4 protein-coding genes are annotated in these 7,805 nt (G+C 68.6%); 2 read left to right on the top strand and 2 right to left on the bottom strand.

Going from position 1 to position 7,805, the window contains the following annotated elements; genetic code table 11:
• Positions 1–1,959 (bottom strand): tetratricopeptide repeat protein (locus ACZ4TG_RS25865; protein WP_468166778.1); only part of this gene is annotated, 1,959 nt, incomplete at its 3' end.
• 1,066 nt (positions 1,960–3,025) lie between these two features.
• On the opposite strand from ACZ4TG_RS25865, the gene ACZ4TG_RS25860 reads away from it, so the two are divergent.
• On the top strand, positions 3,026–4,561 hold the full coding sequence (locus ACZ4TG_RS25860) for a hypothetical protein (RefSeq protein WP_468166776.1): 1,536 nt from the start codon (positions 3,026–3,028) through the stop codon (positions 4,559–4,561).
• A gap of 205 nt (positions 4,562–4,766) precedes the next feature.
• Here ACZ4TG_RS25860 and ACZ4TG_RS25855 read toward each other — a convergent pair whose 3' ends face one another.
• Positions 4,767–5,402 (bottom strand): hypothetical protein, encoded by a 636-nt coding sequence (locus ACZ4TG_RS25855; RefSeq protein ID WP_468166774.1) that lies wholly within the window; start codon positions 5,400–5,402, stop codon positions 4,767–4,769.
• 850 nt (positions 5,403–6,252) lie between these two features.
• Between ACZ4TG_RS25855 and ACZ4TG_RS25850 the strand changes: the two genes are divergently transcribed.
• Positions 6,253–7,734, top strand: coding sequence for an MFS transporter (locus tag ACZ4TG_RS25850; RefSeq protein WP_468166772.1), 1,482 nt, complete (start codon positions 6,253–6,255; stop codon positions 7,732–7,734).
• Positions 7,735–7,805 lie beyond the last annotated feature (71 nt).

Genomic DNA, 7,805 nt, shown 5'->3' with positions numbered 1-7,805 from the left:
GATGCGGTCTTCAACGGTCTGCCGGTGCAGGCGGACCGCCTCCGCATGTTCGCCCATCCCGTCCAGAGCGAGACCGAGGCTGTCACGGCTGGCCAGGGTGTGCGGATGCGTGACTCCCAGCACACGGGCGTGGTCGTCAAGCGCCTGCTGCAGCAGCCGTGCTGCTTCCGCATGCTCGCCCAGCGTGGCCAGCGCGCTGGCGAGGTTGTGGCGGCTGAGCAAGGTGAGGTGGTGTTCGGGGCCGAGCACACGGATGCGGTCTTCAACGGTCTGCCGGTGCAGGCGGACCGCCTCCGCATGTTCGCCCATCCCGTCCAGAGCGAGACCGAGGCTGTCACGGCTGGCCAGCGTGTGCGGATGCACGGCGCCCAGTACACGGCCCCGGTCGGCGAGGTTCTGCCGCAGCAAAGACACCGCTTCTGCATGCTGCCCCGCCCCGTCCAGGGCGCAGGCGAGGTCGTGACGGCTGATGAGCGTGTCAGGGTGCGCGGGGCCCAAGACACGGTTACGGTCCTCCAGGGTCTGCCGGAGCAGACGTATCGCCTCAGCTGGCTCGCCCATTCCGAACAGGGCGTTGGCCAGGTGGTTACGGCTGGTCAATGTGTCAGGATGCTGGGGACCCAGGGTACGGCTCTCGAAGTCGAGGACGCGTTCGTGGAGCAGACGGGCTGCACTGAACGCGCCGGCGCGCTCCAGTACTTGCGCAAGCGTGTTGAGGGCGGCGCGATGGTGTGTGGCGGAGCTTGGGTCCAGGAGCTCGAGCAGCACTGACAGGTGAGGGGCGAGAAGCGCGGCAGCAGGCCAACCGGCGCGCCCCTGCTCGTCTACCTCGTGCACGGCTTCGGTCAGCCGCTCGGCAAGGGCTCGGTGCCAGGTGGCTAGATGGGATGCCTCGGCCGCTAGAGCGACGGCGTTGATCTCTCGGATCAAAGGGTGCAGCACCACCTGCGCCGGGCCGCTGATGCCCGATGCCTGCCCGGCGTTGCCGGGAGAGTAAGGAAGGTCAAGCAGGCCATATCGGTGCAGACCTGCAAACGCAGCCTCCAACGCTAGGACAGTGACGTCGTCTCCGGTGACCGCAGACAGCAGGTCCGGGGTGATGAGGGACAGCGGGATGGGAGCTTCGGCCAGCACGGCTAGTAGTCGCAACACGGGGCGGGCCAAATCGTTGCCCTCCCGGGCGAGCTGGTCCAGGGACACCTCCCAGGTGTGCCGCACCACGGTGCGGGCGACTCGCGTTTGAGAGGCGTCCGGGTGTTCGGCTCCCAGCAGGAGGGGCAGTTCATGCTCCAGGGCCTGGCGGTAGGTAGTGAAGGTGCGGTAGCGGCTGGTGGGCCCGGCCAGGTAGGTGCCGGCCGCATGCAGCGCCAGCGGGAGCCCCCCCAGCCGCACGGCCAGGGCCCGAGCTTGCTCGGCTGTGCCAGCTGCGGGAGCAGCGTCGACCAGGATCTGGCCTGCAGGCTGTGCGGGCAGCGGCTTCAAGGGCAGTAGCCGGGCACGCGGCCCCCATGTATGCGGGCTGCTATCTCGGCTGGTCATCACCAGCAGGCCTCGGCCGTGCGGGCGGATCCAACCGCGGTAGTCGGCCAACGGCTCCCCTGCCGGGCCGATCTCTTGCGGCACGTCGGCGTTGTCCAACACCAGCAGCCACCGCCGCGCCCGGCCCAACTGCCGCCACACTACATCGGGCAGACTCGCCCGCCCGGCCCGTGCGGACTCCAACTCTGCCTCGGTCAGCCCGCAGGCCAGTGCCGCCTGCACCATCTGCTGCGCCAGGTCGGCAGAATCGCGCCAGCGCACCCAAAACACTCGCCAGCCCGCCGCAGTGGCCTGCGAGGCGAACTCCGCGGCTAACGTTGTTTTGCCCATCCCGCCAGCCGCGCACAACACCGCGAACCGTCCTCGTGGCCGCCGCAGCATGCCTGCCAGCTCGGCCAGCTCGGCCTCACGTCCGCGCACGCGCTCCACATGTGGGGGGCGTAAGGAATCCTGCCGGCCCCGGGCCGGTCGGCTCACCGGTCCCAGCGGCGCTGGCGGTCTTGCTGCAACCTCCAGCTGTCGGCTCCACAACACCAGCCCGACGCTGGTCATCACCAGCACGGCGAACACCGGCCAGATTACCCACGCGTGAGACGCCCAGCCTGGCACGGTGGCACTGGCGTAATTGGTCACCGGCCCCAGCCCCGCCGCCACGACTGCAGCCGTCCCCGCCACGGCCGACCCAGCCCACGCACCCTGCCTACGCCGCATAGTTGCCACCCCCGGTCCGCCATCATCAGCATGCCCAAACCGAGACCACCTGCACGGGAGGTTGGAAGACTGGTAGTCAAGTTGGTGAGGCCCCCTCTTCGACCAGCACACCGTCCCGAAAAGGGCCGGCTATCGGGCAGCCCCTGGCACCCGGCGGTATCGAACTTGCTGGGTACGTAGCGGTGTGCCGGGCTGGGTACTTTCACACGAACGCCGACACCAGAACAGCCAAGGCCCGATTTTTCCCCCCGCAACGAGGTAAATCAGGGCCTTTCCTGCATGGTGATGCCAGTCGACCGGCTGTCAGCGCCGGATGACCGGCTTCGGCAGCAGCGTGCTCAACAGCTGGTCCGTCTCTGCCTCCATGTCCACTCCCCGCCCAGACCCTCGTTGACGGGCCAACCGCGCGGCGGCCATACGGAGCGAATCGCCGACACGGACCGCCTCCATGGCTCGCCCAGGTCAGCCGCCGCTGGTAATGGTCCGCACGGGCTACCTGTGGCTTTGTTGGTCAGGAGCGAGAGCGTTTGTCACCCAAGGGCAAGAACACCCCGTGGACAAGGCAGACGATGTAGCCGAGTTTCAGCAACGCCGGTTGCTTGAATCGGCACTGATGTTGTGCGTTCCACTGGCTGCGTGCCGCGGACGGTCATCGTATGCACGACGGGCAAGGCCCTCGCCGCCTGGACCGAAGCCTTCGGATGGAGCTGCCAGCGAGCGGCGTGGTCGCCAGGTGGCCCGGTCCGGGCGCGCGACGGGGTGGCAGGATGACGCGGTGTCCGACTCTCTGCATGAACTCTGGCTGCGTGGCGTCGCCTTCAATCCGGCGGCGCCCTCCGACGTACTGATACGCCTGATGGATCAAGCGGCCGGTGAGCTCGGGCAGCTGATGTGTAAGGACCGCGACCTGCCCGACGCAGTCATCGACGCAGCCCTGCGCCACACGGAGTGGCGGATCCGCGGCGCGCTCGCCCGCAACCAGCACGTAGACCCTTCGCGACTTGCCCCCTTGGCAACGGACCCGTCGGGACTCGTCCGCGCGCGGCTCGCCAACCCCCACCTCCGTCCCTGGCACCGCTGGGTCCGACCGCTGCCGGACGACATCCTCGTCACCCTCCTGACAGCCCCGGACGGGGGCGAGGACGGCAAGGTCACCGCGAACGAGATCATCTGGGAGCTCGAGTCGTCCCGGCAGATGCCGCTGTCCTTCTTCCGCTCCATGGCCGGCCGCGAGGACCCCGCATTCCGGATACGGGCCACTTGGCGGTGGGAATCGCTCACCCCGGCGCAGCGGGCGGGGCTGCTCGACGATCCGGACCCCGCGGTCCGTGAAGCGGCGCAGGACAGGAACTGGAAGCTGGACCCGGAACGGGTGGAGGCCGAGCTGCCGTCCATCCGTCCGAGCAGCAGGCCGTTCGTGCTCGACAGGTGCGCACTGTCGCCCGCGCTCGTCGAGCAGTGCTTCGCGGACGACACGGTGCACCCCCTGGCCCGGAACCCGCACACTCCGGCCGACGCCGTATCCCGGCTCGCCCGGCATCCCGAGGCGAAGGTCCGCGAGATGGTCGCCGCCCGGCCCGACCTGGGACCGGACCTGGTGGCCGAGCTGAGCGAGGACCCGGACGAAGGTGTGCGGATGCGCGCACGCCTCCACCCCTTCCCCCGCACCTGGGTCGAGTACGACGTGATCGACCGGGTCATCGGGCACGGTCCTGAATGCATCTGCCCCATCACCGAGCCGGGCCCCGACCCGGCCACCGTGCCGTCGCCCGACTGGTTCGCCGCCTGCGCGGTGTCCGGGGAACCGGTCCTCCGCCGGGTCGCGGCGAGCTGGTCCAGACTGCCCGCAGCACTCGTCGGGACACTCGCGCAGGACGACGACGAGGAGGTCCGGATCCGGCTGGCCTGCAACCACCCATTGGCTCCGCCGCACCTGCTCCTGGGCGTCTTCGTCACCCGCCCGGACCACCGTGCGGACCTGCTGACGCTGCCCGGCTTCCCGCGCACCGGCCTGACCCATCTCATCGGCCACCCGGATCCCGAGGTACGCGCCCTGGCCGCAGCCGATCCCACCCTGCCCGAACCCCCGGTGGACGACCCCGACGAGGCGGTGCGCCGGGCCGCCGCCGCCAACCCGCGCCTGACACCGGAGGCCCTGGAGACCCTCCTCGCCGACCCCCGCACCGCAGAAGGCGCCGCGGCCAACCCGTCCCTCCCCGTCTCCCGCATGCACGCACTCCTCGACCGCTGCCTCAACGGAGCCGCCACCCCACCGACCGCGGCGGGACGCCGAGAGGCGACGCCCGCGTAGCGAGCACAGGCAGGGCAACCTCTGCCCGCCATCGGCCGGCGCCGACACACCAGACAGGCGATTCCAAGTCTCATCAACAGTCCGGACACCAACCACAAGCGACTGCTCCTGCAACTGTCCTTTGACAATGAAGTCAGCCGCTTGGACAACGAATCCAGCCGAGTGACGAGTCGCTTCCCGTCCCTCAGAAGCGGGAGGGGGCCCTTCAAAACCCAGCGGGTCGCTCTTTCGGGTGCCAGTCCGCCTCAGACCAGTCGTACTCCACGAACTCGGCGGGAACCTGCCCACAAGGGGCGTAGACGCTGATGAACAGGGTCGTGGTCGAGTCGTTCCACTGCACGTCGACCTGGTCGCCGCCTTCCGGGTTTTCGAATCGGAAGCCCAGTTGGCGGAAGGTTGCCCCTGCACGGTCGCCTTCGTGGGTGAGTTTCCAACCCTTCTCCACCAGCTGCTGGCGCACGCGCCGCTGCGCGTCTCGGGCGGTGGCTTCGGGGACGTCGGGCACGCTCCAATCGAGACCGAAGCTGCGGACGTCGCTTCGTGCCTCGTCAATGTGGGCGATGCTCCTCAGCCCGCGGTAGTAGCAGGCGCCGGTATCGACCCTGCCCGAGTCCGCAGCGTACTTTTCGGGCAGCGTGAAGCCATCGTGCACCTCGTCGGACCGGGCCTTGAGCCGTTGCGCGACCGCGTCGGGGTCGACCGAAGGATACGGCGCGCCGTTCCACATGACGTTCCCCGCCACTACAGCAACGACTAGCAGCGCCACCACCACGAGCCCTGTGACGGCATACAGGACGGACCGCCCGGAGGCCCGGGCTCTCGATACAAGGCTCTTGAACATGCATGTGACGGTATACGTCACCATTGCGCGACGCATGAGTAGCCGTACCCAGGAGAGTTCTGGAGCACTCACTGAGTCGGGTGCCGAAGCGACGAACGCAGATGCGCTGTTGAACAGTCCGCGAGTAGTGTCCGCGCCCATGTCGATCGCGGGTTGACAGGTGCACTTCACTCGCCGCGACGCGCCCTGGCCTCGGGTGGCCACAGCGCTGATGACGGAGTTCAGCGAGATGTTCGCGCGGCTGGACGCGAACCTGGATGAGCATGGCGTGCCAGAAGGACAGCCATTCCTCATCAGCCCGGACGGCGGGTACGACGTCGCCTTGAACAGGTCCTTCTCGGTCTGGATGGCGCACGCGCCGTGGAACACGCAGGCCGCGCACCCAGCCGGCCACCACCGACTTCGCGCACTACCCGACCGGGGGCGCGAAGAGCGACCGATCTCCGGGACTCCGAGCAGCACCACGCCGACTCGCGCCGAGTACTCCGTCACGCTCCACGCAAGGCCCGGGGCGGATCGGCTACCTGTGCGGCGGGACCCGGGGATGTCGTATGGTGAGCGGGTCCCTGTGCCGAGGTGTCGGTGGTAGTGACCAGAGTTCTTGTTCCATCTGTGTCGATCTTGAGGTGACGTCCTATTAACCAGGCCATGTAGTCGTCCGTGTTCCCCGCGTGCTGTTTTGTCGCACGTGTCCGGGGGCGGACGTCGCGCTGGCCTGAGTTGCGTCACCCATCCCCGCAGTTTTCTGTCCCGGGTGCAGCTCTGCCGTCTGCCCCGGGTTCCGTGTTTTCCGGCCCCGGTGCGGCTGTCGACAGGGCTCCCCGATTCCTTTGGATCAGGAGTTCCCGTTTTGTCTTCCTCCGCGCTCGACAACGAGCCAGAGCACACCACCACCCAGACCTCGACCCGCCCCTCACCTGGCCCGTCGAAGATGGCCATGGGGGCCTGGATCGCCCTCCTGGTGCTGCTGACCGCCGAGCTGATGAACATGCTCGACCAGTCGGTCGTTCTGACCGCCCTGCCCGCGATCCAGGAGTCGACCGGTGCCGGACCGGTCGCGGTGCAGTGGCTGACCACCGCCTATTCCCTGCCCGTCGCCGTCGGGCTGATCACCGGCGGACGGCTCGGTGACATCTACGGCCGCCGCAGGATCCTGCTCATCGGCACCGTCCTGTTCACCGCCGCCTCGCTGCTGTGCGGTCTGGCCACCGGCTTGGGCGTACTGATCGGCGCCCGCCTGCTCCAGGGCGTCGGCGTGGCCGTGATGATCCCGCAGGTCCTGGCGACCATGCACGTCACCTTCGAAGGCCAAAACCGCAGCAAGGCATTCGGCCTGTACGGGGCCGTCCTGGCCATCGCCAACGTCCTGGGCCCGGTTCTGGGCGGCGTGCTCACCCAGGCCGACCTGTTCGGGCTGTCCTGGCGGCCGATCTTCCTGGTCAATGTGCCCGTCGGGCTGGCCGTACTCCTTCTCGGACGCAAATTCATCCCCGAATCGACCGTCCGCAAGGCCGACCGGCTCGACCTGGTCGGCATGCTGCTGTCCGGCCTGGCCATAGTCCTGATCCTCTTTCCGCTCACCGAGGGCCACGCCCACGGATGGCCGCTGTGGTGCTTCGCCATGCTCGCCGCCGGCCCCCTTCTCCTCGGCTTCTTCCTGCGCCACCAGCGGCGCAGGCAGGGCAACGCCCCGCTGGTGACCCTGTCCCTCTTCCAGGTCAGGCAGTTCTCTGGGGGCATGGCCGCGGACCTGCTGCACGGCCTGCTGTGTGGCCTGTTCTTCATGACCTGGACGCTGTACCTACAGCGCGGACTCGGCATGAGCCCGCTTGAGGCGGCCGTGGCCTTCGTGCTGCTCTCCGTGGGAGAACTGGGCGGCGCGACCATCGCGGCGAAGACCGCCGGACGTTTCGCCCGCCGTCTACCGCAGGCCGGAGTCCTCATCGCGACTGCTTCGATGATCGCCTACGGGCTCCAGATCGGCAGCCACCAAGCCGACCTGACCCTGCCGGCGATGACCGCTCCGGTGGTACTGATCGGCTTCGGCCTGGGCATCGTCTCCGGCCCGCTCGCCGATTTGTCGCTGGCCAGGGTCCCGCACGAGGACGCCGGTTCGGCTTCGGGCTTGTTCAACACCGCCATTCACCTGGGCATCGCGCTGGGCACCGCGCTGACCGCCGTGGTGTTCTTCGCCATCACCGGCGGCTCTCCCGACGGCGCGATCAACCGCGACGCGTTCGTCACCGTGCTGTGGTGGGTCGGCGGCCTCCTCGCCCTGATGTGGGCGCTGATGTTCTGCCTGCCCAAGCAGGCGAACAGCCAGACCGACTGAGCCACATCCCGGGGGCAGCGGTACCCAGCACCGGGTACCGCCGCCCCCGGCCCGTCGGCCCTCCTGAATCA

Source organism: Streptomyces sp. NPDC028314, assembly GCF_055565795.1.
The sequence above is the reverse complement of the archived record's forward strand: the minus strand, read 5'-3'. Positions and strand labels throughout refer to the sequence as shown.

Bases quoted from the DNA above. Each gene is read 5' to 3' on its own strand.
- ACZ4TG_RS25855 (WP_468166774.1), bottom strand. From the start codon at position 5,402: ATGTTCAAGAGCCTTGTATCGAGAGCCCGGGCCTCCGGGCGGTCCGTC.